At 30.4% G+C, this 26,257-nt stretch carries 19 protein-coding genes and 1 tRNA gene; 7 read left to right on the top strand and 13 right to left on the bottom strand.

The genetic code is table 11. The features are described 5' to 3' along the window. Window positions 1–230 precede the first annotated feature (230 nt). The 6 genes from rsmI (at window position 231) to recJ (ending at window position 5,271) form a co-directional block, all read left to right on the top strand. Window positions 231–908 (top strand): 16S rRNA (cytidine(1402)-2'-O)-methyltransferase, encoded by a 678-nt coding sequence (rsmI, locus tag Q0731_RS00455; protein ID WP_299058603.1) that lies wholly within the window; start codon window positions 231–233, stop codon window positions 906–908. A 29-nt stretch (window positions 909–937) separates the two neighbouring features. After that, window positions 938–1,924 (top strand): aldo/keto reductase, encoded by a 987-nt coding sequence (locus tag Q0731_RS00450; protein ID WP_299058601.1) that lies wholly within the window; start codon window positions 938–940, stop codon window positions 1,922–1,924. Between the two features lie 49 nt (window positions 1,925–1,973). Then, window positions 1,974–2,315, top strand: a complete 342-nt coding sequence (locus Q0731_RS00445) for a HopJ type III effector protein (protein WP_299058600.1) — start codon at window positions 1,974–1,976, stop codon at window positions 2,313–2,315. Between the two features lie 94 nt (window positions 2,316–2,409). Next, a complete protein-coding gene (locus Q0731_RS00440; RefSeq protein WP_299058599.1) occupies window positions 2,410–2,982 on the top strand; it encodes a uracil-DNA glycosylase family protein in 573 nt (190 codons plus the stop codon). A gap of 124 nt (window positions 2,983–3,106) precedes the next feature. Next, a complete protein-coding gene (locus Q0731_RS00435; RefSeq protein ID WP_299058597.1) occupies window positions 3,107–3,532 on the top strand; it encodes an OsmC family protein in 426 nt (141 codons plus the stop codon). A 53-nt stretch (window positions 3,533–3,585) separates the two neighbouring features. Continuing rightward, window positions 3,586–5,271: a single-stranded-DNA-specific exonuclease RecJ gene (gene recJ / locus Q0731_RS00430; protein ID WP_299058595.1), complete on the top strand. Its 1,686-nt coding sequence runs from the start codon at window positions 3,586–3,588 to the stop codon at window positions 5,269–5,271. A gap of 297 nt (window positions 5,272–5,568) precedes the next feature. Here the strand turns inward: recJ and Q0731_RS00425 are convergent, their stop codons facing one another. The 5 genes from Q0731_RS00425 to Q0731_RS00405 form a co-directional block, all read right to left on the bottom strand. Then, a complete protein-coding gene (locus Q0731_RS00425; RefSeq protein ID WP_299058593.1) occupies window positions 5,569–5,697 on the bottom strand; it encodes a hypothetical protein in 129 nt (42 codons plus the stop codon). Window positions 5,698–5,897: 200 nt separating this feature from the next. Further along, entirely contained in the window at window positions 5,898–8,303 is a 2,406-nt protein-coding gene (locus Q0731_RS00420; RefSeq protein ID WP_299058591.1) for a helix-turn-helix domain-containing protein, read from the bottom strand. Window positions 8,304–8,428: 125 nt separating this feature from the next. Further along, window positions 8,429–9,235, bottom strand: a complete 807-nt coding sequence (locus Q0731_RS00415; protein ID WP_299058589.1) for a carboxypeptidase-like regulatory domain-containing protein — start codon at window positions 9,233–9,235, stop codon at window positions 8,429–8,431. A gap of 273 nt (window positions 9,236–9,508) precedes the next feature. After that, window positions 9,509–10,720, bottom strand: a complete 1,212-nt coding sequence (gene odhB, locus Q0731_RS00410) for a 2-oxoglutarate dehydrogenase complex dihydrolipoyllysine-residue succinyltransferase (protein WP_299058588.1) — start codon at window positions 10,718–10,720, stop codon at window positions 9,509–9,511. Window positions 10,721–10,883: 163 nt separating this feature from the next. Then, window positions 10,884–13,622, bottom strand: coding sequence for a 2-oxoglutarate dehydrogenase E1 component (locus Q0731_RS00405; RefSeq protein WP_299058587.1), 2,739 nt, complete (start codon window positions 13,620–13,622; stop codon window positions 10,884–10,886). A gap of 187 nt (window positions 13,623–13,809) precedes the next feature. Here Q0731_RS00405 and Q0731_RS00400 point away from each other — a divergent pair. Next, a tRNA-Asn gene (locus Q0731_RS00400) sits at window positions 13,810–13,883 on the top strand. A 227-nt stretch (window positions 13,884–14,110) separates the two neighbouring features. Here Q0731_RS00400 and Q0731_RS00395 read toward each other — a convergent pair. The 8 genes from Q0731_RS00395 to Q0731_RS00360 all read right to left on the bottom strand — a co-directional run bounded on the left by Q0731_RS00395 (window position 14,111) and on the right by Q0731_RS00360 (window position 25,807). After that, window positions 14,111–14,875 (bottom strand): SDR family NAD(P)-dependent oxidoreductase, encoded by a 765-nt coding sequence (locus tag Q0731_RS00395; RefSeq protein ID WP_299058585.1) that lies wholly within the window; start codon window positions 14,873–14,875, stop codon window positions 14,111–14,113. 129 nt (window positions 14,876–15,004) lie between these two features. After that, window positions 15,005–16,522: a RagB/SusD family nutrient uptake outer membrane protein gene (locus Q0731_RS00390; RefSeq protein ID WP_299058584.1), complete on the bottom strand. Its 1,518-nt coding sequence runs from the start codon at window positions 16,520–16,522 to the stop codon at window positions 15,005–15,007. Between the two features lie 24 nt (window positions 16,523–16,546). Next, complete coding sequence (locus Q0731_RS00385) at window positions 16,547–19,558, bottom strand: TonB-dependent receptor (RefSeq protein ID WP_299058582.1); 3,012 nt, start codon at window positions 19,556–19,558, stop codon at window positions 16,547–16,549. A gap of 539 nt (window positions 19,559–20,097) precedes the next feature. Next, window positions 20,098–20,862: an SDR family NAD(P)-dependent oxidoreductase gene (locus Q0731_RS00380; protein ID WP_299058580.1), complete on the bottom strand. Its 765-nt coding sequence runs from the start codon at window positions 20,860–20,862 to the stop codon at window positions 20,098–20,100. 31 nt (window positions 20,863–20,893) lie between these two features. After that, window positions 20,894–22,189: an MFS transporter gene (locus Q0731_RS00375; protein ID WP_299058578.1), complete on the bottom strand. Its 1,296-nt coding sequence runs from the start codon at window positions 22,187–22,189 to the stop codon at window positions 20,894–20,896. A 152-nt stretch (window positions 22,190–22,341) separates the two neighbouring features. Further along, the gene (locus Q0731_RS00370; protein ID WP_299058576.1) at window positions 22,342–23,043 is read right to left on the bottom strand and encodes a FadR/GntR family transcriptional regulator; all 702 of its coding nucleotides are present in this window, start codon (window positions 23,041–23,043) and stop codon (window positions 22,342–22,344) included. 102 nt (window positions 23,044–23,145) lie between these two features. Next, window positions 23,146–23,520 carry a cupin domain-containing protein gene (locus Q0731_RS00365; RefSeq protein WP_299058574.1) on the bottom strand — a complete coding sequence of 125 codons (375 nt, stop codon included), beginning with the start codon at window positions 23,518–23,520 and terminating at the stop codon, window positions 23,146–23,148. Window positions 23,521–23,545: 25 nt separating this feature from the next. Next, on the bottom strand, window positions 23,546–25,807 hold the full coding sequence (locus tag Q0731_RS00360) for an alginate lyase family protein (protein WP_299058572.1): 2,262 nt from the start codon (window positions 25,805–25,807) through the stop codon (window positions 23,546–23,548). Window positions 25,808–26,257: the final 450 nt, after the last annotated feature.

Below are 26,257 nucleotides of genomic sequence, written 5' to 3'. Positions count from 1 at the left end.
GGGCGTTCATTTCTTCTAAGAAATGCCCCGCTTTTCGCACTCGCTTTTTTTATTCCGAAAAAGAATAAAAAAGAGCTCAAACAAATGCTTCAATCGGTAACGCAGAATCCGTCTTATTCTTTGTAAATTTGTAATATTGAAGAAGTAGAATTTTTTCAATACTTTTTATTAAAATCAAAATATCACTTTCTTTTTGATCACTGATAATTGATAAATGATTACTAAAAACAATGAGCAAACTATATTTAGTACCAACGCCAATTGGTAATTTAGAAGACATCACTTTTAGAGCAATTCGTGTTTTAAAAGAAGTCGATTTTATTTTAGCAGAAGATACACGTACAAGTGGAAAATTATTAAAACATTTTGAAATTTCTACTCAAATGCACAGTCATCACATGCATAATGAGCATAAATCTGTAAAAGGAATTGTACAAAGAATTCAAAACGGAGAAACCTGTGCTTTAATTTCTGATGCTGGAACACCTGCAATTTCAGATCCTGGTTTTTTGTTGACAAGAGCTTGTGTAGAAAATAATATTGAGGTAGATTGTTTACCTGGTGCAACTGCTTTTGTACCTGCTTTGGTAAATTCTGGTTTGCCAAACGATAAGTTTGTTTTTGAAGGTTTTTTACCCGTAAAAAAAGGAAGACAAACTCGTTTTTTGTTGTTAGCAGAAGAAAAAAGAACGATGATTTTTTATGAATCGCCTCACAAATTGGTAAAAACTTTAGGTCATTTTATAGAATATTTTGGAGCAGAAAGACAAGTTTCTGTAAGTAGAGAATTAACAAAAATGTTTGAAGAAACCATTAGAGGAACTGCCACAGAAGTGTTGGCTCATTATACAAATAAACCTCCAAAAGGAGAAATTGTTGTGATTGTTGAGGGGAAATCATCAAAATAATTTTAAAAGACACTATTAAAAATTACAAAATGAACTACAGAAAATTAGGAAAAACAAACTTAAACATCTCAGAAATAAGTTTAGGAACTTGGCAAGTTGGTGGAAAATGGGGGAGTGATTTTAGTTCTAAAAATGCAGAAAAAATTATCAATACAGCTATTGATAATGGCGTCAATTTTATTGATACTGCAGATGTTTATAGTGAAGGATTAAGTGAAAAAGCTGTGGGTAAAATTGTTCGTTCACGTTCAGAAGAGGTTTATATTGCAACAAAATGTGGTCGTCAATTAAATCCTCATACAAATGCATCTTACACAACTGCTGCACTTAGAAAGTTTGTAGAAGAAAGTTTATCTAATTTAGGAGTTGATAGAATTGACTTAATGCAAATACATTGTCCTCCAACAGAAGTTTATAATCGTCCAGAAATTTTTGGTTTGTTTGATGATTTAACAAAAGAAGGTAAAATTAGAAATTATGGAGTAAGTGTAGAAAAAGTTGAGGAAGCTTTAAAAGCAATAGAATTTGAAGGTGTTAGCACTGTTCAAATTATTTTTAACATGTTTCGTCAAAAACCAAGTGAAACTTTTTTTACCGAAGCAAAAAAGAAAGATGTTGGTATTATAGCTCGTGTTCCTTTAGCAAGTGGATTATTGACTGGGAAATTTAGTAAAACAACCACTTTTGATAAAGATGATCACCGATTTTTTAATCGTGAAGGAGCTGCTTTTGATAAAGGAGAAACTTTTTCTGGTATAGATTACAGTTTAGGGTTAAAAGCTGTTGAAGCATTAAAAACAGTTTTTAATAATGATGTAAACCTTGTACACAAAGCTTTACAATGGATATTGTCTTTTAATGAAGTGAGTTGTGTAATTCCTGGTGCATCTAGTGTAGATCAATTATTTTCTAATTTAAACACAAGTCAAGCAAGTTTAATTTCTGAAGAACAATTGAAACAAGTAAATAATATTTACAATACATTTATTAAGCCAGAAGTACATGATTTATGGTAAAATAGTCGACAAAAAATATATTTAATTCATCATTTTACAATTTTATTACATGATTATTCAAGAATTCAAAACAAAATTAAAATCAAATCCAACAGCAATTAATTTTGCAGAAACTATGCAGGTAATAGAGGAAAACTATAATTTTACTCCAACTACTTTTACAAACGGAGAAATTGAGAACAAAGCAGGAGAAAATTCTGGTTCTTGTAAGTTGTTTGCATTTGCAAAAATTCAAAAACTGACAAAAGAAGAAACCTTATTTTGTTTTGGCGAACATTATAAAAATGTTTTAGAAGATAAAAACGGAACTTCTCATCAAAATATTCGTAATTTTATGAAGTTTGGTTTTGAGGGTTTGTCTTTTGAAAGTGAAGCTTTAAAATTGAAATAAGGCAAAAGTGTTATTTATTATAACACTATAGGTTATTTTATGTTATTTTAAATAACAATAATGAACTATATTTATTCGCTTTTATGTATAAAAAATGCAAGAACTTTTATCAGAAATAAAACAATGTAGAATTTGCGAACCACATTTAGATTTGGGTGCAAATCCTGTTGTTACTGGTCATAAAAACTCTAAAATTGTAATTATTGGTCAAGCTCCAGGAACAAAGGTTCATAAATCTGGAATTCCTTGGGACGATGCCAGTGGAAAACAATTAAGAAAGTGGCTCAACGTTTCTGATAAAGATTTTTACGATGTAGAAAAATTCGCAATTGTACCCATGGGTTTTTGTTATCCTGGAAAAGGGAAAAGTGGCGATAAACCACCACGTAAAGAATGTGCACCACTTTGGCATCAATCTCTTTTTGATAAAATGCCAAAGCTTGAGATGATTATTCTAATAGGAATGTATGCACAGAATTATTACCTAAAAGACAAAGCGAAAAGAACACTCACAGAAACGGTAGACAATTATCCTGAATATTTACCAAAGTATTTTGTGATGCCTCATCCATCACCAAGAAATCGTTTTTGGTTAACTAAAAACCCTTGGTTTGAGAAAAATGTAATTCCTGAATTGCAAAAAAAAGTTGCCGCTATTTTGAACTAAACTTTATAGACTTGCCTTAGCAAAGCTTTAATAATCTATTCTTTTTTTTATATCTTTAAGTTTATTATTGTTCTTACTTTTGTAAGGGCATTATAAATATCAATTATTAAAAATTAACATACAAATGGCTACAAACATCGTAACAACTACCTGGAAAGAAAATATGCAATTCGAATCTGATAATCCAAGTGGAATTAATCTTTTTATGGATGCAGGAGAAGAAAGTGGAGGAAAAGGAGAAGGGTATAGGCCTAAAGCATTAATGTTAGCTTCTTTAGCAGGTTGTTCTGGTTTGGATATTGTTTCTTTATTAAAAAAAATGCGTGCAGAAGCAGCAGATTTTAAAATTGAAATAACAGCAGAATTAACAGATGAGCATCCTAAATTTTACAACAAAGTAAAAGTAGATTATCATTTTACTGGAAATAATTTAAAGGAAGATAAAATTAAAAAAGCGGTAGATTTATCGGTTGATAAATACTGTGGAGTGATGGAAATGTTTCGTCAGTTTGCTGAGGTTGAAACTGAAATTTTCTTACACGAATTATAAAATTTAAATAATTCAACTACATATTGTATCTTATGTTCAAAAAATAAATTGCTATGAGATGGACGTTAAAGCCACAACCAGAAAAAGAAAAAGTAGAAAAATTAGCAAAAGAACTTCAAGTAAATAAAACAATCGCCCAAATTTTATGTCAAAGAAATATTGATACATTTGAGGCAGCTAAAAACTATTTTCGCCCCAATTTAGATGAAATTCATGATCCTTTTTTAATGAAAGATATGGATTTGGCAGTTGCAAGAATTGAAAAAGCAATTGCCAATGATGAAAATATTTTAATCTTTGGTGATTATGATGTTGATGGAACTACAGCAGTTTCTTTAGTGGCTTCTTATCTTAAAACAATTCACACAAATATTGCAACTTATATTCCTGATAGATATGCAGAAGGTTATGGTATTTCTTTTTTAGGAATCGATTTTGCACATGATAATGATTTTTCACTAATTATTGCTTTAGATTGTGGTATCAAAGCCATTGATAAAGTTACGTATGCTAAAGAAAAAAATATCGATTTTATTATTTGCGACCATCATAAACCAGGAGATGAAATACCTAAAGCAATAGCTGTTTTAAATGCAAAAAGAGAAGATTGTAACTATCCTTTTGATGAACTTTGTGGTTGTGGAGTAGGTTTTAAGCTCATTCAAGCTTTGGGCGTTTCTAGAAATCAATCCATAGAATATTTTGTCCCTTATTTAGATTTGGTTGCTACTGCAATTGCTGCAGATATCGTTCCTATGAATGGCGAAAATAGAATCTTGGCCTATTTTGGTTTACAAGTAATAAATACTCAACCAAGAAACGGAATTAAAGCAATTATTCATCAAGCTAAAAAAAAGGAACTCACTATTACAGATGTTGTTTTTACCATTGCACCAAGAATTAATGCTGCAGGTAGAATAAAACATGGCAATTATGCTGTAGAGTTACTAACAGAAATGGATTTAGAGGCTGCAATTGAGTTTGCTGCTGCAATTGAAATATTTAATGCAGATAGAAAGAATTTAGATAAGAAAATTACAGACCAAGCTTTAATTCAAATTATTGATAATAATGAAGAAGATAAATTTACATCTGTAGTTTTTCAAGAAGATTGGCACAAAGGGGTTATTGGTATTGTTGCTTCTAGATTGATTGAAAAATATTATAGACCCACCTTAGTTTTTACTAAAAGTGGCGATAAATTAGCTGCTTCTGCACGTTCTGTAAAAGGTTTTGATGTGTATAATGCTTTGCATGAATGTGAGGAGTTTATTGAGCAATTTGGCGGACATAAATATGCTGCTGGTTTAACATTGTTACCAGAAAATTATGAAAATTTTAAAAATAAGTTTGAAGAGGTTGTTGCAAAAACAATTGATACAAAATTATTAACTCCTGAAATTGCTATTGATGCAGAGATTGATTTATTAGAAATTACACCCAAGTTTTTTAGAATTATACAGCAAATGGCACCTTTTGGCCCTATGAATATGAAACCGACTTTTAAAACGAGCTGTGTAAGAGATAATGGTTATGGTAAAAGAGTAGGAAAGGAGCAAACTCATTTAAAACTAAACGTTTTTCAGGGCGATAATAAAAAAACGTTCAACTCAATTGGTTTTGGTTTAGGTGATAAAATGGCCTTTGTACAAAATGATTTTGATATTGTGTATGCTTTAGATGAAAATGAATGGAATGGTCATAAATCGATTCAATTATTGTTAAAGGATTTGAAGTAGTTTCTTATTTGATTATATTTTTTTTATATAACTTACTTATAATGAGTTTTTTGAGGGTTTAATTCTGTTAAAAGTCAAATAAGGTTAATTAATTAACCTTATTTGACTAAACCTATCGATAGTTAATTGAGAACAATATTTCATCTAAAAATATTTGCTACTTATCGATAGAAAACTAAACAAATCGATGACAATTACACATTAAATCTTACACATGCCAATCAATCAAAACAGCATTTCTATCTGAGTCTAAAACAAAAAACTTGCAGGTTCAGAAATTTTTTTATTTAGATACTGTTATATGATTCTTACATCATCAAATTCTTCTAATTTGTTGACACTTTTATTACAACCAAGATTAAAGCTCATAATATTTTTTTTAAACATTCCATGAAAAAGACCAATTAATGCATTTCCATTTTTCATGATGATGTAATGCTTTTCTATCTCACTTGGGAAGGCAGGAAATAGCTTCTAAAAAAATTGTTTTAAATCAAAAACCCACTCCTAAATTAGAAGTGGGAAAAATTGCTATGAAAAAGATATGATAAGAAGTTTCCTATCATATTTTTACATTAGACAAGATTTTTTGCTAAACCTTACACTTTTACGAAAAATATTTTAAATTAATTTTCCATAGATAATAAAACCATTCGTAACTCCATGAAAGTAAAGGATTTGTCTACTTTTTCTTTGAGTTCAGTTAAGCTTTTAAACTCGGTTTTTTCAATAGCATTTGATATTTTTTTATACTTTTTAAGGTCTATCAATTCTAAAATATCTACATCACCAGTTGTAATATAACTTGCCAAATGACTTTCTATAGTGCCAGAAGTTAAACTACGTTCTTTGGCAATTTCTTTTACTGATAAACCAGATTTAAACAGCTCAAAAGTGATTTGTTTTGTTGATTTTTTAGCCTCTTTTTTTTGTTGATTTAATTTATCTATGCCGTTTTCCTTACAGTATGTATTAATGAGTGCTAAAATTTCTTCTCCGTATTTAGAAACTCTAGTTTTACCCATTCCAACAATATTTAGCAATTCTTTTTCTGTTCTTGGAAGTAGATCACACATTGCATATAGAGCTTCTTGTGTAAATATTTGAAAAGCAGCGATATTTTCTGCTACTCTAATTCCGTCTCTTAATTCACGTAATTTTAAAGCTAAAATTGGGTCGCGTTTAGAGAGTACTTTCTTCTTTTTTTCAGGATTAGATTTTTGTAAAACAGCTTTAGCTCTAACATGTAAATAGAGCTCTATTTTAAAACCTTCTGTCATTTTATGTAAAGCATAAAGCTTTTCTAATAGCTTTTCTTGAAGTGCATCAAATTGTTTTGTAAAATCTTTTTTAACGGCTTGATTATCTGTAGAAAATTGAATCGTATTTAAAGGTTTTAAAATATTTCCTTTTGTTTGTGTTAAAAAATAGTTGACTGCTTTGGTAAATCGTTCTTGAATTTGAGAACTGTTTTCTGGTAAGATATTATCTTCAGAAATTTGTGCTAGTTGAATTTTAAAGCTATTAGAAACTTTCATTAATGCAACAACTCCATCATCTTTTATGGTTTGTAAATGATCAATAACATCCCCTTTTATACTTGTTTTATTTTTGTAAAAAATATCAACCATTCTTGTTATTGGATATAAAAATGGCTGAAAATCAAATAATTCAGCAATTAAATTTAATTGAAAATGTTTTTCAGAATTATTTAAAATACTTTCGTCAGGATGATTTTCTTCTACACTTTCATTAAAAAGACTTACAGTTCTGTCGTTAATAATTGCGTTGCTTGTTATAGGGGTTTTTAACACCAAGCCTTCTAAAGTTGTACATCTACTTAGGGCAACATAGGTTTGCCCATGTGCAAAAGAAGCTTCTGCATCTATAATTGCTTTTTCAAACGTTAATCCTTGACTTTTATGAATAGTAATTGCCCAAGCCAAACGTAAAGGAATTTGTGTAAAAGCACCAATCAGCTCTTCTTTAATTTCTTTAGTTTCATTATTAATAGAGTAATTAATATTAGACCAAGTTTCTCTTTCACTTACAATTTCATCAGCATCATTTGGGCATTTAACAGTGACTGATTCTTTAGAAATAGCAGTTATAATTCCTATTTTTCCGTTAAAATAGCGTTTTTCTTTAGATGAATCATTTTTAATAAACATCACTTGTGCACCTAATTTCAATTCTAAATTTTCTGCATTAGGGAAAGAGTTTTCGTTAAACTTTCCTGAAATGATCGCTTTAAAAAAAGCACTTTTATCTTTTAGTTTATTTAACTCAGAATCGTTTATTAAATTGGCTCTGTTATTGTGTGTAGTTAAGGTAATATAACTATCTTCTTTAGTAGGAGAGAAGGTAGGATTGTAGTTTTTATTTAAAATTTTTGCAGATTTATCAGACAAAGTATCTGTTCTAATTTCATTTAAAATTCTAATAAAATCTTCACTTTTCTGACGATAAATATGTTTTAATTCAATAGAAACTACATTTGCTTCTTGAAACGCTTTAGAACTAAAAAAGTAAACGGTATTGTAATGTTGCTGTAATAAGCTCCATTCATTTGGTTTTATAACAGGTGCAAGTTGTTGTAAATCTCCAATCATTAAAACTTGGGCACCACCAAATACTTTATTTCTGTTTTTATAACGACGCATTACTTGGTCAATACCATCCAACAAATCTGCTCTAACCATAGAAATTTCATCAATAATTATTAAATCTAAAGATTTTATAATATCAATTTTAGTTTTATTAAACTTACGCTGAGCATTAGACGTATTTGCAATTTGATTGGGTAAAATTGGGCCAAAAGGCATTTGAAAAAACGAATGAATCGTTACCCCTTTTGCATTAATTGCTGCAACACCTGTTGGTGCAACAATTACCATTCTTTTTAAAGACTCTTTTTTAATCTGATGTAAAAAAGTGGTTTTACCTGTTCCTGCTTTTCCTGTTACAAAAACATTTCTATCAGTTTTCTCGATGAAGTTTAAAGCAAGTTCTAATTCAGGGTTTTTTGGCATTGTAGCATTTTTTATGCAGGGTAATTTATTGTGTTATAGATGCTACACAATTTTATTTGATTCCTTTTTCTAATAAAACATTTAAAAGAGAGTCTCTTCATTGTAAGTGTTTTGAAGAATAATTTCTATTCTTCTTTTTTCTTTTTAGATGCTAAAAATAGATTACTCTTTTTAGTTAGAATTTCAAGAAATTCTATTTCGTGACCATAGTTTAATAAGCCAAAATCAAAAGTATCATCTTCAACATATCTAATAAATTCTTCTACTAAGTGCTCTGGAATACTAAAGTTTTCTGTTAAAAATTTTGAACCAAGATAGTATTTAATAGATTTAGCAGGAACTTCTGGAATAGTAATTTCTTTTTTGTCTTGTGCTTCAGATCTAAAAAGTGGTATTAATAATTGATCTACCACGTTTATAATATTTAGTCCATCTACCAATGTTTGGTTTGGGAAATTTTGATCACCAACATTAAAATTATTCTTTTCAGAGGCTTTTAAAGGAGCTTCGTTTTTTATACCAAAATAAAGAGTATTGCCTTTGGGTAAAAATTTGTTTGAAATATCTATATCTGTGCTAAGATTTCCTGTAATTTTTTTAGAAGAAATTACAATTTCATCTAGTTTGTTAATTTCTTCAATTAAAAAAACACTCATTTTTTTTGTTTCTAAAATATCTTTATTAACTACAAAATCAAAGGCTTTGTATTCTAAAGCTCTAACTTGAATAGAATCATTTAATGCTCCAAGAATTTCAAATTCACCTTTTTCATTTGTTATGGTTCCTGTTTTAGAAGATGGGTTGTAGATAGTAATGCCTTCAAGGTCACTTCCTTCAACAATAATTTTTCCGCGAATATTTTCACGCTTAGGCTCTTGGCTAAAGGTTGTAATGCTGGTTAAAAGTAAAAATAAAAGGATTAATTTTTTCATAAATATAAGTTTATTGTATAATATAAAAGAACACGTTGCTAATTTAAAAAAGACTAAAAGTAGTATATAAATTTACAACAAATATTTTATTGTTGCTCTTTAAATTTAAAAAACAAGTTCGCCAAATGTATTTTTATAATTTATTAGAAAACTAGAGTACTAAATTCGCTTAACAAGCTAAAAATAGGTGTGTAAATTAATAGAAAAATATCAAAAAAAAAGTCGCCTAAAACAGAATTTTAGACGACTTTTATATTATTATGTAAATATTTTTTACATTTCCAATGCTTTTATAGGGTTGTTATCCATCAACAATTCTACTGGGTTTTCTAAAGCTTCTTTAACAGCCACTAAGAAACCAACAGATTCTCTACCATCAACAATTCTGTGATCGTAAGAAAGAGCCACATACATAATTGGCTGAATTACAACTTCGCCATTAACTGCCATTGGTCTGTTTACAATGTTATGCATTCCTAAAATTCCACTTTGTGGAGGATTTAAAATAGGGGTAGACAACATAGATCCAAATACACCACCATTTGTAATAGTAAAGGTACCACCTGTCATTTCATCAATTGTTATTTGACCATCTCTAGCTCTAATTGCCAAACGTTTTACTTCAGATTCAACACCTCTAAAAGATAAGTTTTCTGCATTTCTAATTACAGGTACCATTAATCCTTTAGGACCAGAAACTGCGATAGAAATATCCTGAAAATCATTTTTGATTTGGAAATCTCCATCAATCATAGAATTTACATCAGGGTATAATTTTAAAGCTCTTACAACCGCTAAAGTAAAGAAAGACATAAAACCTAAACCAACTCCATGTTTTGATTTAAAATCTTCTTTAAACTGAGAACGTAAATCGAAAATTGGTTGCATATTTACTTCGTTAAAAGTAGTTAACATTGCCGTTTCGCTTTTTACAGCTACTAAACGCTCTGCCACTTTTCTACGCAACATCGACATTTTTTTACGCTCTGTCCCTCTAGAACCATTTGCTGGTTGTGTTCCCATAGAAGGTACCGCTTTTACAGCATCCTCTTTGGTTATTCTGCCATCTTTACCTGTTCCTTTTACTTGGTTTGCAGCAATTCCTTTTTCTGCCAACACTTTTTTAGCTGCAGGAGAAGCAGTTCCTGTTGCGTATGTTTCTGCTTTTGGTGCAGCAGTAACTTCTACTTTCTTTTCTTCTTTTTGAGCTTCCGTTTTTACTGGAGCATCGCCCTCTGGTTTTGCAGCACTTGTGTCTATTAAACAAACAACTGCCCCAACTTCTACAGCATCACCTTCTTCTGCTTTTAAAGTAATAATTCCGCTTTCTTCAGCAGGTAATTCTAAGGTTGCTTTGTCAGAATCTACTTCTGCAATTGGCTGATCTTTTTCTACATAATCTCCATCTTCAACTAACCAAGTTGCAATTTCTACTTCTGTAATTGATTCTCCTGGAGAAGGAACTCTCATTTCTAAAACACTCATGGTTTTCTAATTTATTTAAATCTAAAATTCTTTTTATCCTAAAGGGTTTTTAAACTCTTGCAGGTATTTTATTTATTTTTTGGGCGTTTTAACAGGCTTTCCACTATATCTTTTTTTTCCTTACCAGTCAAAAAAAGGATGCCGTTTCAATCCTTAACGCAACTTACTCATTATCATTAAAAACACTATCTATAACACCTCTATGACGTTTTTTAAATCGTGTGCTAGAACCAGCTGCAGGTACAGCATAATATTTTCTAGAACGAACATTTAGTTTTACTAAATCTAAACGTTCTAACATAAAGCTCCAAGCTCCCATATTTCTTGGTTCTTCTTGTGCCCATATATATTCTTTTACATTAGGGTATCTATCAATAACTTTTTGAATTTTTTCTAAATGCAAAGGGAATAGTTGTTCAATTCTAACCAATGCAATGTCTTCTCTTTCTAAAAGTTCTCTTTCTTCTAATAAGTCATAATAAAATTTACCCATACAAAAAACTAGTTTTGTAACGTTCTTTGGGTTTAAAGTATCATCAATTATTTCTTGAAATCCTCCTGTAGCTAAATCTTGAATTGTATTTACCGCTTTTGTATGACGTAATAAACTTTTAGGTGTAAACACAATTAAAGGCTTTCTATAATTACGTTTCATGTGTCTACGTAATAAATGATAGAAATTTGCAGGTGTAGTACAATTGGCAACTGTCATATTATCAATAGCACACAATTGTAAATAACGTTCTATTCTGGCAGATGAATGCTCAGAACCTTGACCCTCATAACCATGAGGAAGTAGTACTACTATTCCGTTTTGCAATTTCCATTTATCTTCTGCAGCAGAAATATACTGATCAAACATTATTTGTGCCCCGTTAGAGAAATCTCCAAATTGAGCTTCCCAAATAGTCAATGTATTTGGGTTTGCCATGGCATAACCATAATCAAAACCAAGCACACCATATTCAGACAATAACGAGTTGTAAATCGTCATTTGTCCTTTGTTATTAGGGTTAGTATTTAATAAGTTTATTCTTTCTTCTGAAACTTCATCACGTAAAATAGCATGTCTGTGAGAAAAAGTACCTCTTTCTACATCTTGTCCAGAAATTCGAACATTATATCCTTCCTCCATCAAACTTCCATAGGCAAGAGTTTCTGCCATTCCCCAATCTAAACTATTTGTTTCAAACGTCATTTTTGCTCTTCCTGCTAAAATACGTTCTGCTTTTCTAACAAAATTTGCACCTTCTGGCACTGTAGAAATTACTTTTGCAATCTCTTTTAATTTTACTTCGTTGTATTTTGTGTCATCAGCAAGTAACATTGCCTCAAGATCTTGACGCTCAAATCCTTCCCAAGTAGATTGCATAAATTCTCTAACAATAGATTTTTCTACTTTTTTAGCTTCATCAAATTCTCTTTCAAGCATTTGTTTAAACTCGGTAGTAATTTCTTTTAAATAAGAGTTGTCTATTGATCCTTCTGAAAGTAATTGTGCTGCATAAATATCTTTTGGATTTTTATGCTTTGAGATGGCCTTGTATAATTTTGGTTGGGTAAAACGAGGTTCATCACCTTCATTATGCCCATATTTTCTGTATCCTAATAAGTCAATAAAAATATCTTGCTCAAACTTCATTCTAAACTCTAACGCAATTTCCATAGCATGACAAACAGCTTCTGTGTCATCTGCATTTACATGCAATACTGGTGATAAAGTTACTTTTGCAACATCTGTACAATAAGTACTAGAACGAGCGTCTAAATAATTGGTAGTAAAACCAATTTGATTATTTACAACAATATGAATTGTACCACCTGTTTTATAACCATTTAATTTTGCCATTTGAGTTACCTCATAAGCAATACCTTGACCAGCAATTGCTGCATCACCATGAATTATGATTGGTAATATTTTACTAGAATCACCATTGTATTTTCTATCTATTTTAGCTCTTGTAATTCCCTCTGCAACTGCTGCTACAGTTTCTAAGTGAGAAGGATTAGGAACTAAATTCATTTTAATTTCGTTACCATCTCTAAAGGTTTTACTTAATGTTAAACCTAAATGGTACTTTACATCACCATCAATATCTTCATCTTCAAAATCCTTGCCTTCAAATTCACTAAATAAATCTCTAACTGGTTTTTTAAAGATATTTACCAACGTATTTAGCCTACCTCTGTGAGCCATTCCTAAAACACATTCTTTTACACCAAATTTTTCTGCAGCATCTCTTAATATTACTGCAATTCCTGGTATTAATGCTTCTCCACCTTCTAAAGAAAAACGTTTTTGACCTACATATTTTGTCTGTAAAAAACTTTCAAACGTTACTGCTTGGTTTAGTTTGCCTAAAATATACTTTTTAGCCTCATTGGTGTAGTTAGGATGATTGTCGTTTTTATTAAGACGTTCATGCCACCATTTTAATTTTTCTGGATTACGCATATACATGTATTCTACACCAATAGAATCGCAATAAATACGTTTTAGGTTTTCTATAATTTTAGATAACGTTGCTTTTCCTAAACCCAAAACTTCTCCGGCAGAAAATTCTTTTTCTAAATCACTTTCTGATAGACCAAAGTTTTCAATATCTAAAGTTGGTTGGTATTGTCTTCTATCTCTAACAGGATTTGTTTTTGTAAACAAATGCCCACGAGTTCTATATCCATTAATTAAATCTACAACAAAAAACTCTTTTCGAACTTCTTGAGGTATTTCTGACGAAACTTCATCTTCCTCTTTTAAAGAATAATTTTCATTTGCCAAATCATATCCTTGAAAAAAGCTTCTCCAGCTAGGTTCAACGGTATCTGGGTTGACTAAATATTTATCATATAAATCAGCTATAAAGCCTGTATGTGCTGCGTTTAGAAACGAAAATTTATCCATATTATAGTGTCTGCTTTTGTTATAAGCTATTAAACCGCACAAAAATACAATATTTGTGTTTAAACCTCTTTTTTTTTAGCAATAAAAAGAGGATAAATATTTTTTTATTTTTTTTTTAAAAATATTTGCTAGAACTATAAAAAGATATATATTTGCACTCGCTAATCACAATTTAAGTGAAGCAAACTCCTTCTTAGCTCAGTTGGTTAGAGCATCTGACTGTTAATCAGAGGGTCCTAGGTTCGAGTCCTAGAGAGGGAGCAAAAAAAGTCTTATCTTCATTGATAAGGCTTTTTTTTATGGGTTTAATTGAGGTTCAAGTCAAAAAAGGGTCAATACCAAAAGTTGTGGGATTTAGAAATTTTGCATAAATATTTGTGAGTCTAAAAAGGTATAATTTTATATTTTATGGGAGGTGTTTAAAAAAAAAATCCTCTTTATAATTTTCATTACAAAGAGGATTTTTAAAAATTTAGAGATATTTTAAATTAGATACCTAATGCTTGTCCACCACCAACTTGAATCGTTTCTGCTGTTATAAATGCTGCATCTTTACTTGTTAAAAAAGCAACTACACCTGCTACATCTTCTGGTTTACCCAATCTACCTAACATAATGCTATTTGCCCAAGATGCAAAAACTTCTGGCTTGGTTGATTTAATTTGCGCATGAAAAGGAGTATCAATAGTACCAGGAGATACTGCATTTACTCTAATACCATATTCAGCCAAATCTTTAGCGAGTGCTCTTGTAATTGCATGAACTCCTGCTTTAGAAGTACCATAAATTCCTGCTCCTGGTCCACCTGCATTCCAACCTGCGTTAGATGTATAGTTAATTATTGAAGCATTATCACTTTTCTTTAAAAAAGGAATTGCAGCTCTTGAAGCAAAAAATGTTGAATCAAGGTTTAAGGCCATTACAAATCTATAGAATTCAGTCGTCATTTCCTCAAAACGAGATCTACCACCTAATCCACCTGCGTTATTTACAAGCACATCAATTTTACCATATTTTTCCCCGATTTTATTGATGTTTGCTGTTACTTCTTCATCTTTAGTTACATCAAAACCATAATACTCTGAAGTAATACCTTCAGTAGCTAATTCCTTAACTTTTGTTGCCCCTGCTTCATGATCAATACCATTTAAAACAACAGTATATCCATCTTGTCCTAACCTTTTTGCTACTGCAAATCCAATTCCTCCTGTAGCTCCCGTAATTACAGCTACTTTTCCTTCTGTTTTACTCATTTTATAATTTATTAAGTATTATTTTAATTGAATTAAATTTAAAAAAATAGGATTTTACTCACCTTAAATAATAAGTTGAATAAAATCCTAATAAAAACTAATTCAAATAACTATTCTTTTAAGATTATTTTAATTTCCTAAATTAGGGTTTCTTAAAACCTCATCTGCAGGAATTGCAATTAAGTAATCGTCAGCTGGATTAAATTGTGCTTTTGCTCCCTCTAAACCAGTACTACTAAAAACTGTTGGTCCTAAATCTCTTCTTACAATATCATACCATCTTTTCATTTCAAATGATAATTCAAGTCTACGTTCTTCTAAGACATCATTAACAGTAACTGAACCTGAATGATCTGCTGGTTCAGCACTTGGAGGGTAATTAGTATCACCAACTCCAGCAGCATTTCTAGCACGAGCACGTACTTCATTAATATATTTAACTGCTGATGCATCATCTCCAATTTCTACAGCAGCTTCTGCAGCGATTAATAATACTTCTGCATAACGCATTAGCAAATAGTTTTGTTCTGAAGCTCTACCACTTCCTCCAAAATCATCACCTATCATTCTGTTGTATTTAGCAATAAAAGGAGTGTTCTGATTTCTTCCATCAACACTATTAAATTGTGTAAAATCCTTTACTACACCATTATCAACCATTGTAGTATCTAAACTTACTGCTTTTCTATAATCTCTACCATTCCATCTATTATAAACTTCAATTTCTGGTGCCATTACAGCCCAACCTGTCCCATGAGCATAAGCTGAGTTCCCTCTAATACCTGATAATGGGCCGATATAATCTGTATTAGGATTACCTATACCGACATTTCCAATATAATCTAAATTAAAAATAGGTTCTTTAGAATTATTAATTGTGGCATAGTTCCATAGATTTTGATAGTTAGGCTCTAAATCTAAATTATAAGTACCCTTCTTATCTATAATATCTTTAGCTTCATCAAAAGCATCTTTCCAAAGCCCTCTAGTTAAATAAACCGAAGATAAATATGCACTTGCAGCAGCTTTAGATGCTAAACTTCTAGATGCTTGAGTGGCTGGCAACCATGTTTTAGCAAATTTTAAATCGGCAATAATACCCGCATAAATATCATCTACAGAAGTTTTTGAAATATTACTAGCTGCATCTACGTCTGTAACAGGTTCTGTAATATATGGTACCGATCCAAATTGCCTTACAATGTGGTAATATGCAAAAGCTCTTAAAAAATAAGCTTCAGCTACAAGAGGGTTTATCTCAGCATCTGATAGTTCTACAAATTGAGCTCCAGAAATAGCTAAGTTAGCAGAAGAAACAATCTCCCACATGGCTGGCCAAGCAACTCTAGTATTTCCATTATCTGCTAAATCAGTGAAATTATCATGGTCTATCCTCTCTTGTCTTGTTCCTTGATCAGAAATACCAACCATATCGCTTCTTAGCATTAAAGCCATTCCTGCCTCTCTTGCAAGAAAAAATCTGTCATGAACAAATGTGTAAACTCCATTAACAGCAATCTGTACAGATGCTTTATCTGTAAAATAGGTTTCAGGAGACAATAAACCTACTGGTTCTTCTTCTAAGTCTGAACATCCAACTATTGATATACTTATCAATAGTAAGAGTATGTATTTAAATGTTTTCATATTTATTTGTTTTGAAATTATTTATTAAAATTTTAAGCTTACACTAAAGTTTACTGTTCTTAATGCTGGATAATTTCCATAATCAAAACCAGATGTATTGTTTGAATTATTACCAGCTTCTCCTGCAGAATAATTTACTTCTGGATCTAAACCAGAGTAGTCTGTAATAGTTAACAAGTTTTGAGCACTTAAAGCAAGTCTAATATTTTGTACTCCTAATTTTTCTAAAACACTTTCTGGTAAGTTGTATCCTAAAGCAATGTTCTTTAATCTAACGTAACTACCATCTTCTATAAAACGTGAAGAAAACTCTCTAGGACTATTATTTCCTACACGAGGTATGTTAGTATTTGTATTTGAAGTTGACCACGCATTATTAAAGTTTTCATAAGTTGTATTTCCATCTCCAGTAAACAATTGTACGTTAGTCATATTAAATATTTCACCACCTTGAGAACCTTGGATAAAGACATTAAGATCCCAATTTTTGTATGTAAAATTATTAGTAATACCATAAGTAAAATTAGGTGTTGGATCTCCAATAATCATTTGATCATCTGTATCTATTACACCATTAACATTTCCACTTTCATCAGCAACATCAGCAAATAAAGGATCTCCTGCTACACCTCCTGCAAATGTTGCAGTTCCTTCTGGTAAAGTTCCTCCCTGGTAAACTCCTATATATTTATATCCATAAAAAGCACCTGGAGTTTCTCCTTCTCTTAAAATATGTGTATCAGATCTACTAAAGTAACTTGGAGAAGCATCTAAACGTACATCTATACCATCTAATAATTTTACTACTTCTGTTTGATTGGTTGAAATATTAAAGTCTGTAGTCCATCTAAAATCTCCTTTATTAATGTTGGTAGAATTTATTTGAAATTCAAAACCTGAATTATTAATTTCTCCAATATTTACTAAAGCTGCTGCTGTTTGGTATCCTAAATATTGAGGTTGCCCAAAGTCTGGCATTAGTAAATCTTTTGTATCTATATTGTAATAGTCTAAAGAAAAAGAAATTCGATTATTCAAAATACCTAAATCCACTCCAATGTTAGTTTGTAAAGAAGATTCCCATCTTAAATTTGCGTTTGCTGCTTGGTCTGGTGCAACACCACTAACCACAGATCCATTACTTAAACCTTGTACGTCAGTTAATCTACCAAATGAAGAGTAAGATGGAATTGCTTGATTACCAGTAACCCCATAACTAGCTCTTAATTTTAAGTTAGAAATAGTTTCATTTTCTTTAAGAAAATCTTCATTTGAAATTTTCCATCCAAAAGCACCAGAAGGAAAAATTGCGTATTTTTCATCTTCGGCAAAATTAGATGCTCCATCTCGTCTAACTGTAGCTGTTAACAAATATTTATCGTCATAATCATAATTTACTCTACCAAATTGTGATAAAATTTCAGATTCTACCAAAGAAGATGTAGGAACAACAGTACCTGAAGATCCTGCTAAATTATGATAAGAAAAATTATCTTTAATCAAGCCTATTGAACCTGCTGAAAATCTTTCTGTTTTCGTTTTTTGGTAAGAATATCCAGTCAATGCTGTAAATTTACCTTTTCCTATTTCTGTTGTATATGTTAAGTAATTCTCACTTAATATATTAGTACTTTGTCTGTTTGAAATAGTTGCTTTTCCTCCATTACCTTGATCTGAAAGAGTTAAAGTTGATGGTACATAAGTCCCTATATTTTCATTTAATGTACTAAAACCAAAAGTACTTTTAAAATTTAAGCCTTCAATAATATCATAAGAACCGTAAAAATTAGCTCTATATCTATCAGAAACTGTTTTATTAACTCTTTCTGTAGCCACAGCAAAAGGGTTATCAACAGGGTCTCCAACAGAGTTTTCTGTAAAAGTTCCATCACTATTAAAAACTCCTAAATCAGGTGCAAATCTAAATATTAAACCTATAACATCATCTCCTCCTCCATTGGCTGAATCTCCAGTAGACTGAGTTGGAACACCATTTTGAGTACCTCTGCTTCCAAAAAGATTGGCTCCAAATTTTAACTTATCAGTTACTTGTGCATCTATATTAGTTAAAAAAGTCAATCTTTCGAAATCAGAATTTAATATAATTCCATCTTGGTTAAAGTAGTTACCTGAAGCGTAAAAATTTATTTTATCTGTTCCTCCAGAAAAGGAAAGTTGATGATTTACAGTGCTACCTGACCCATAAAGTAGGTCTTGCCAATCTGTATTTTCACTTCCTTGAGTATAAGAAGGGTTTCTAAGTTGTTGAAATGTAGCAAAATCACTAGCATTTAAAAGATCTAACTTATTCGAAGTATTCTGTGTAGCATATACTGTATTTAACTCTACAGATAAAGAACCTTTTCTACCTTTTTTAGTAGTTACTAAAACAACTCCATTAGAACCTCTAGATCCATAAATAGCAGTTGCTGATGCATCTTTTAAAATTTCCATTGATTGGATATCATTTGCTTGAGGCATACTTGCCCCTACAAAACCATCTACAACAATTAAAGGAGCACTACTTGCAGTAAGCGATGTATTTCCTCTAATTTTAATGCTAATAGGAGCCCCTGGCTCACCACCATTATTAGATTGTACTACAACACCAGCTGCACGTCCCTGAAGTGCTTGTGCAGCATCTAATACAGGAAAAGCATTTAGTTCTTCTGCTTTTACAGAAGAAACAGCACCTGTTACATCACTTTTTTTACGAGATCCATAACCTACAACAACTATTTCATCCAATTCACTCGAATCTTCTAGCATAGAAACATTTAAAGTCTTTTGATTTGTAATTGTTATGTTTTGAGTTGCATAACCTAAATACGAAAATTGTAAAACATCTCCTTTTTTTACTTTAAGGCTATATTTACCATCAAAATCTGTTTCAGTTCCTATTTGACTATTTTGTATGATAATAGAAACTCCAGGAAGTGGACTATTTTCTAATTTAGAGATTACAGTACCTTTAATGGTATAACTTTCTTGTGCATTTATAGAAATGCTAACTAACATTAGTACTAATAATGTCATTTTTAATTTTAATTTCATAATATTATTTTATGTTTAAAAATGTAATTCATTTAGATTTACTAAATGAAACTTGGTTTATATAATACCAAAGAAGAATAAAAATTAAAAGAAGTGTATTTATTATAAATATTTACTAATTTTATTTTTATTTATTTGATAATTATGAGGTAATTGTAATTTTTTTCAGATAAGTTTTTTTTTAAAAGAGGATAGGTTGCCCCCTATCCTTTTTGTTTATAATTAATTCAATTTTATTATCATACGCAGGTTTATATTTTTAATTTATTTGGTTTACCAGTTTGGTTTACCAAATATAAGTACATATTTTATAATAAAAAAGTATTTTGTTAATTATTTCATAAAGTAATGTGTATAAAAATAACAAACTGTTAAATTTTACTTTTAAACAAAGCCTTTTTCTAATTAGAGATTACATTTTTTTTTAGATTAATCTATTTAGACAGATTTTACAAAAAAAAGCCGTTTTGTAATATTACAAAACGGCTTTTCACAATAAAAATAACTCAAAAATACTTTTATTAAATACCTAATGCTTGGCCTCCTCCTATTTGAATCGTTTCTGCTGTTATAAATGCTGCATCTTTACTTGCTAAAAAAGCAACTACACCTGCTACATCTTCTGGTTTACCCAATCTACCTAACATAATGCTATTTGCCCAAGATGCAAAAACTTCTGGCTTGGTTGATTTAATTTGTGCATGGAAGGGAGTATCAATAGTACCAGGAGATACTGCATTTACTCTGATACCATATTCAGCTAAATCTTTAGCGAGTGCTCTTGTAATTGCATGCACTGCTGCTTTAGATGTTCCGTAAATTCCTGCTCCAGGTCCACCAGCATTCCAACCTGCATTTGATGTATAATTAATTATAGAAGCATAATCGCTTTTCTTTAAAAAAGGAATGGCTGCTCTTGATGCATAAAATGTAGAATCTAAATTTAAAGCCATTACAGATTTATAAAATTCTGTTGTCATTTCTTCAAAACGAGATCTACCCCCTAAACCACCTGCATTATTTACAAGTACATCTATTTTACCGTATTTATTTCCAATGGTATTTATATTTGCTGTTACTTCATCTTCATTAGTAACATCAAAACCATAATATTCTGCAGAAATTCCTGTCGCAGTTAATTCAGCTAATTTCTCAGCACCAGCTTCATCATTTATACCATTTAAAATTACTGTAAAACCATCTTTACCTAATCTTTTAGCTGCTTCAAAACCTATACCTCCTGTAGCACCTGTTATTACTGCTACTTTACTATTTGCATTACTCATATTTAATAATTTATTCTTTAATAATTTTTATTTAATTTTTTGATTTTAGGGGCTCTATTTTAGGACATAAAATCCAAACGGCTAACAAAGCTATAATTGCTAATGCACCACCAATTAAAAATGCAGGTGTATAATTACCTCCAGTGGTTAATAATGGTATTAATATGGTTAAGCCAAAAGCACCTAGTTTGGCTGCTGTACCTGCAAAACCAGATAAAGTACCTACAACTTTGCCACTAAACATATCACTTGGTAATGTTTGTACGTTTCCAATAGCTACTTGAAATCCAAATAATAATACAGCCATAATTATAACTGCGTTAATTGCAGTTCCGGGTGTTCTCAATAAAATAAAACAAGGAATCATCATTAAACAACCTAAAGTTATTACCATTTTTCGTGTTTTATTTACAGACCAACCTGCTGATAATCTATTTTGGGCTAAAAGACCACCTGCCCATGCACCTAGCATAGCACCAACATAAGGTACCCAAGCAGAAAATGCAATTTCTTTTACATCTAAACCAAAAACTTCATTAAGGTAAATAGGAATCCACACTATAAACAACCACCAAATTGGGTCTATGGCAGCAGAAGCTATAATTACGCCCCAACTTTCTTTTCTTTTTAATAATTCTGCGGTTGGAGGATTGTATTCTTCTATTAAATTTCCTTTATCATCTTCAGTTCTTTGTCCTGTAAGGATATATGTTTTTTCTTCTTCTGTTAACCAAGGATGTTTTTCTGGCGAAGATTTAACGATAAATAACCAGGGTACTAACCATAATAAACCCACCAAACCTACACAAACAAAAATGGCTTGCCAAGATAAGTAAATAGAAAGAAGACCTATAATTGGGTATGCAACAATACCACCTACAGCTGCACCAGAGTTAAATATACCTTGTGCTAAAGCCCTTTCTTTAGTTGGAAACCATTCTGCATTTGCTTTTGCGGCACCAGGCCAATTACCTGCTTCTGCAATTCCTAAAATAGATCTAAAAATAGAAAAACTTAAAATTCCTTGCGCAAATGCATGAATCATAGTTGCTATAGACCAAATACCGATAGATAAAGCAAAACCTATTCTAGTACCTATCCAGTCAAATATTTTTCCAAATATTGTTTGTCCAAAAGCATAAGACATTATAAATACAGCAGATATAGTACCATATATCAATTTTGTTTCATCAGAAGTCATTTCTGGAAACAATTCTTTGGCAATATCTGGCCACAGAGCACCAAATGCTTGTCTATCTATATAATTAATAACTGCTGCAAGAGCAACTAAACTTACTACCCACCATCTTAATCCTTTAGTTTTCATATTGTTTGATTCAAATTCGCTTCTAAATTGGTTTACCAAATTGGTTTACCAAATTTAGTGTTTTTATATTAGAATCTTACTATCTAAAATTTTATTTTTAGAAAATTTACAAATAAGGTTGGTAAATGGAGTTTAAATTTTAATTTGTTTAATTAAACATTATAACAATAATTATACAATTCTTTAAAATGCTCTTTCATTTTTTGCTTTGCTAATTGTGGGTTTTGTTCTTTAATAGCATCAAAAATTGCTTGATGATCTGTGATGCCTCTTTTTGTTAAGCCTGCATCACAAACATGGTGTTTTTGAAAGTTGGTAATAATTTCTGGAATTATAGATAGCATAAATGTATTCATTGTACTATTACCACTTGCTTTTGCTATAGCTAGATGAAATAACAAATCTTCTTGTACTGCATCTTCACCATTATTAACTTTATTACTATAGGCAAGTAAAGCTTTGTTTAGGTTTAATAAATCTTCATCTGTTCTTCTTAGAGCTGCTAATCTTACCGTTTTTAGTTCTAGTAGAATTCTTGTTTCTACTAACGATTTAAAATCGGGTTCATCAAGTCTTAAAATATCCTCTATCATGCCATTAAGAGCAATAACACCAATATCAGCAATAAAAGTACCACTTTGAGGAATCGATTTTAGGAGACCGTAAAACTCTAATTTTTGAATTGCTTCTCTAATATTACTTCTTGAAACTTCAAATTTATCAGAAAGCATTCTTTCTGATGGAAGTTTATCTCCTGGTTCTAAGTTTTTTAAGTTTATGAACTCTTTAATTTTAGATATAATTTCCTTTTGAGTAGAAGGGTTTTCTGATTTTTTTATTATATCTAATTTCATAATTTGTAAACAATATTTAACGAAGATATTATTTTATTTTTTAATTTAAAAACACATATCCACTATTAATGTTAAATTAAAAATGATAGTGAGTATATTTATTTATGATTTATCACCAAAATAAGAAGGACCATTGCCAGTTAAAAAATCTTCTCTTACTGGGCTAAATGTGTCAATTAATTGACCTTCTTCTAAACAAATAGCACTATGCAATAAATTAGGTTCAATATATACACCATCTCCTGCTTCTACAATTTGCTTTATCCCATCTATTTCAAATTCAAATTTACCTGAAACAACATAAGTAGCTTGTGTATGAAAGTGCTGATGTGGAGAACCTAATGCACCTTTATCAAATTTTACACTTACCATCATTATTTGGTTATCGTAACCTAAAAATTTTCTTGATACTCCTCCACCAAGTTCTTCCCATTCTATGTCTTTTGCTAAAACGTACTTTTCACTAAATCTATTCATTTTACTTGTTTTTTTGATAATTAACTTAATTATAATAATAAGAACCGTTCCAATTATACTCCTTATCGTTTATTTTGATGTTGTGTTTTTTGCTTTCTGAATTATCTTTATTTGAGATAATTAACGTCTTAATTTTATCACTTTTAGTTACAATTTGAATTGCAGTGTAATTGTCTGAATCTAAAATGATTTTTATGCTAGATATATTTGAATAAGCATTTAATGCAAGTTCATTTACAGGACTATAACTTCCATGAGATTCTATAATTGAAGCAAAAGTTGTATTTTTTGTTTCTTTTCGACTCACAATAAAAACTGGGTCTTTACGTAAATTATAATCTGGATCATTGGCTCCAATTCTACTTAAAATTAAATCATCAGAATTATTAGAAGTAGTGGTTAAAGTATAAAATATGTTATTATTTTTCCAAGAAAACACAGTATTATCTGTTGATGGTTTACCAGACGCTTCTTTCCATAAATGTTGATACCCATTTTTTGTTCCCAAAGTTTCTAATTGAGTATATGATTCATACTCAAAATTAGTTTTCATGATATGGCCTAAATAATAGTATGGTAAATCATATTGATTTTTAGTTGGCGAATTTATTTTGAAAAGATCTATTGTAATAGGTCTCTCAAAATCTTTATCTTTTATCAAAGCAAAGGTTCTTAGCATTTCTGTTCCAGAATATGCATTTACTTCTGTAGCACTAATTATTTGTACGTTTGCATCTTTATCATCATAAAAATATAAGTTTGAATGATGTTTGCTACCAATTTCATACTTTCCTTTAAAGTGACTCTCTTCATTTACAGAAAGTGTATTATGAGCAATGGATTGTTTTGCCCAAGTTTTGTTTTCTTTTAAATAATTACCACCACCTTTTTGCTCTATATTTACAAAACGAGATAGTCCATAATCTTGTATTACTTCGTTTCCGTTTTCATATAAAGAAAAAGATAATTTGTCATAATGCCCATGACTAGAACCTTGTGAAGCATATTTAAAAACTAATTCTAAATTTTCGTTTCTTAAAATTCCAACACCACCTTCATCTCCGTTTTTACCGTCAGATAAATTGATAGATTTTTTGGTAAAAGGTTTTGCTAATCCGTCTTTAATTCCTTTTGCAATTGCTAGACCTGTATCATCTAAAACAACTCTGTTTTGTTTTTCTGCAATACTTAATAATTCGGGGTTTTTTCCACCAAATTTATACGCAATATTAACAGCAGAAACTAATGCAGCTGTGTAATAAGACATTCCTTTTTGGCCATCGTTTAAAGGAAAGAATTCACCATCTGCATCTGTTAAATTTAAAAGAGCATTGATTGATTTTAAAAGTACACCTTCTTTGTATTCAAATATTTTTAATTCGGGTTTTACATTGTGTAAACCTTCCGCAAAAATTAAAAAAGGATACATTGCATAACGTTGGTAATAAGGACCTTCATTGTAATATCCATCAGGAGAAAAAGGTTCTTCTATATTTGCTAAAAAACCAGCTTTACCATCTTTATTAATAAAACCTCCATCATCATCTTTTGCAGTTTTATCTATTTTTTGATCTTTAATTCCATACAAAGCACGTTGTATTAAATCATCATCATCCATAACCAAACCTATCATACCAACTGCTGCATTACCCCAAGTACTATGATTGTGAACTCTTTGGTAAAACTGTGGACTGTCTACAGAAATATGATCTGCAAAAGGTCTAAAAAGATTGGTTTCTAACTTATTTCTTTCTTCTTCGGATAAATAATTATAAATACAATCGTAAGCCTGACTCACATATACTAACCAATTTGAGTCGTTTAAACATTGCCAAAATAATTTTCCTCTTGCATACGATCTAGTCTTAGGATGCAATGGCAAAGTCTTATACATTGCCTCATATTGCATTAGCATATCTTTTACATATTTGGCGTATTTATCATCGTTTAAAATTTGATATAAAACTCCCGCTTTTTGTAAAACAACAAAATTACGTTTGTGTTTTGAATGTGTGTAGCCACCAGAATAATCTTTTGGTATCGGTGTTTCAATTCCTGCTGCAATTTCTGCATCAATTTCTTCTTTTACAGCTTTTAATGTATTGTCGAAAATAGGAACACTACCTAATTGAGCTCTAATTTCTTTAACACCTTGTGCTGTTAAAATTAATTTTGGATGCGAATTTTTATTGTTTGATTTATCTTTAGTGCTTTTTGTATTATTACAAGAAAAAATTAAGACACTTATTAAGAAAAATCCTGCAATTTTTAAGGTGTTTTTTTTCATATTAAATCTAATTCAAAATTGGTTAACCAGATTGGTAGACCAAATGTAAGGTTATTTGGTATTTTAACAAAATAATAGGATACAAATTAGTGTTTTTAACACTTTTTATAATAAAAAGTATTTATAAGTTAAAATAGTAACGTAGCAAAGTCCATTTTTAATTAATTGGACTTTTATTAAAGTGTACAATTAAAGTATTACTCAATAATTATCTTTCTAGAACCTACTAGTTTGTTACTTATCACTTTTAAGATATGCAGGTCTTTAGCTAGGTTTGAAACGTTCAAGTTGTTATTTTTTAGGTTTGAAGTATCAATTACTTTTTTCACCAATTAATGAGCAAGTAAATTCAGTGAGCCAAACTGGTTAACCAAAACTGCAAACAAATATTTAGTATTTATTTTTTTTATAAAATATTTTAAAATTGACTTTTAGTTGATAATAATAGGT

It is taken from the genome of uncultured Polaribacter sp. (assembly GCF_947497695.1).
Classification (GTDB): domain Bacteria; phylum Bacteroidota; class Bacteroidia; order Flavobacteriales; family Flavobacteriaceae; genus Polaribacter.
This window is presented reverse-complemented; position numbering and strand designations above follow the sequence as displayed.

What these genes read in the sequence shown, in the direction of transcription:
- rsmI (WP_299058603.1), top strand. Translation starts at nt 231, where the DNA reads ATGAGCAAACTATATTTAGTACCAACGCCAATTGGTAATTTAGAAGAC.
- Q0731_RS00450 (WP_299058601.1), top strand. Translation starts at nt 938, where the DNA reads ATGAACTACAGAAAATTAGGAAAAACAAACTTAAACATCTCAGAAATA.
- Q0731_RS00445 (WP_299058600.1), top strand. Translation starts at nt 1,974, where the DNA reads ATGATTATTCAAGAATTCAAAACAAAATTAAAATCAAATCCAACAGCA.
- Q0731_RS00440 (WP_299058599.1), top strand. Translation starts at nt 2,410, where the DNA reads ATGCAAGAACTTTTATCAGAAATAAAACAATGTAGAATTTGCGAACCA.
- Q0731_RS00435 (WP_299058597.1), top strand. Translation starts at nt 3,107, where the DNA reads ATGGCTACAAACATCGTAACAACTACCTGGAAAGAAAATATGCAATTC.
- recJ (WP_299058595.1), top strand. Translation starts at nt 3,586, where the DNA reads ATGAGATGGACGTTAAAGCCACAACCAGAAAAAGAAAAAGTAGAAAAA.
- Q0731_RS00425 (WP_299058593.1), bottom strand. Translation starts at nt 5,697, where the DNA reads ATGAAAAATGGAAATGCATTAATTGGTCTTTTTCATGGAATGTTTAAA.
- Q0731_RS00420 (WP_299058591.1), bottom strand. Translation starts at nt 8,303, where the DNA reads ATGCCAAAAAACCCTGAATTAGAACTTGCTTTAAACTTCATCGAGAAA.
- Q0731_RS00415 (WP_299058589.1), bottom strand. Translation starts at nt 9,235, where the DNA reads ATGAAAAAATTAATCCTTTTATTTTTACTTTTAACCAGCATTACAACC.
- odhB (WP_299058588.1), bottom strand. Translation starts at nt 10,720, where the DNA reads ATGAGTGTTTTAGAAATGAGAGTTCCTTCTCCAGGAGAATCAATTACA.
- Q0731_RS00405 (WP_299058587.1), bottom strand. Translation starts at nt 13,622, where the DNA reads ATGGATAAATTTTCGTTTCTAAACGCAGCACATACAGGCTTTATAGCT.
- Q0731_RS00395 (WP_299058585.1), bottom strand. Translation starts at nt 14,875, where the DNA reads ATGAGTAAAACAGAAGGAAAAGTAGCTGTAATTACGGGAGCTACAGGA.
- Q0731_RS00390 (WP_299058584.1), bottom strand. Translation starts at nt 16,522, where the DNA reads ATGAAAACATTTAAATACATACTCTTACTATTGATAAGTATATCAATA.
- Q0731_RS00385 (WP_299058582.1), bottom strand. Translation starts at nt 19,558, where the DNA reads ATGACATTATTAGTACTAATGTTAGTTAGCATTTCTATAAATGCACAA.
- Q0731_RS00380 (WP_299058580.1), bottom strand. Translation starts at nt 20,862, where the DNA reads ATGAGTAATGCAAATAGTAAAGTAGCAGTAATAACAGGTGCTACAGGA.
- Q0731_RS00375 (WP_299058578.1), bottom strand. Translation starts at nt 22,189, where the DNA reads ATGAAAACTAAAGGATTAAGATGGTGGGTAGTAAGTTTAGTTGCTCTT.
- Q0731_RS00370 (WP_299058576.1), bottom strand. Translation starts at nt 23,043, where the DNA reads ATGAAATTAGATATAATAAAAAAATCAGAAAACCCTTCTACTCAAAAG.
- Q0731_RS00365 (WP_299058574.1), bottom strand. Translation starts at nt 23,520, where the DNA reads ATGAATAGATTTAGTGAAAAGTACGTTTTAGCAAAAGACATAGAATGG.
- Q0731_RS00360 (WP_299058572.1), bottom strand. Translation starts at nt 25,807, where the DNA reads ATGAAAAAAAACACCTTAAAAATTGCAGGATTTTTCTTAATAAGTGTC.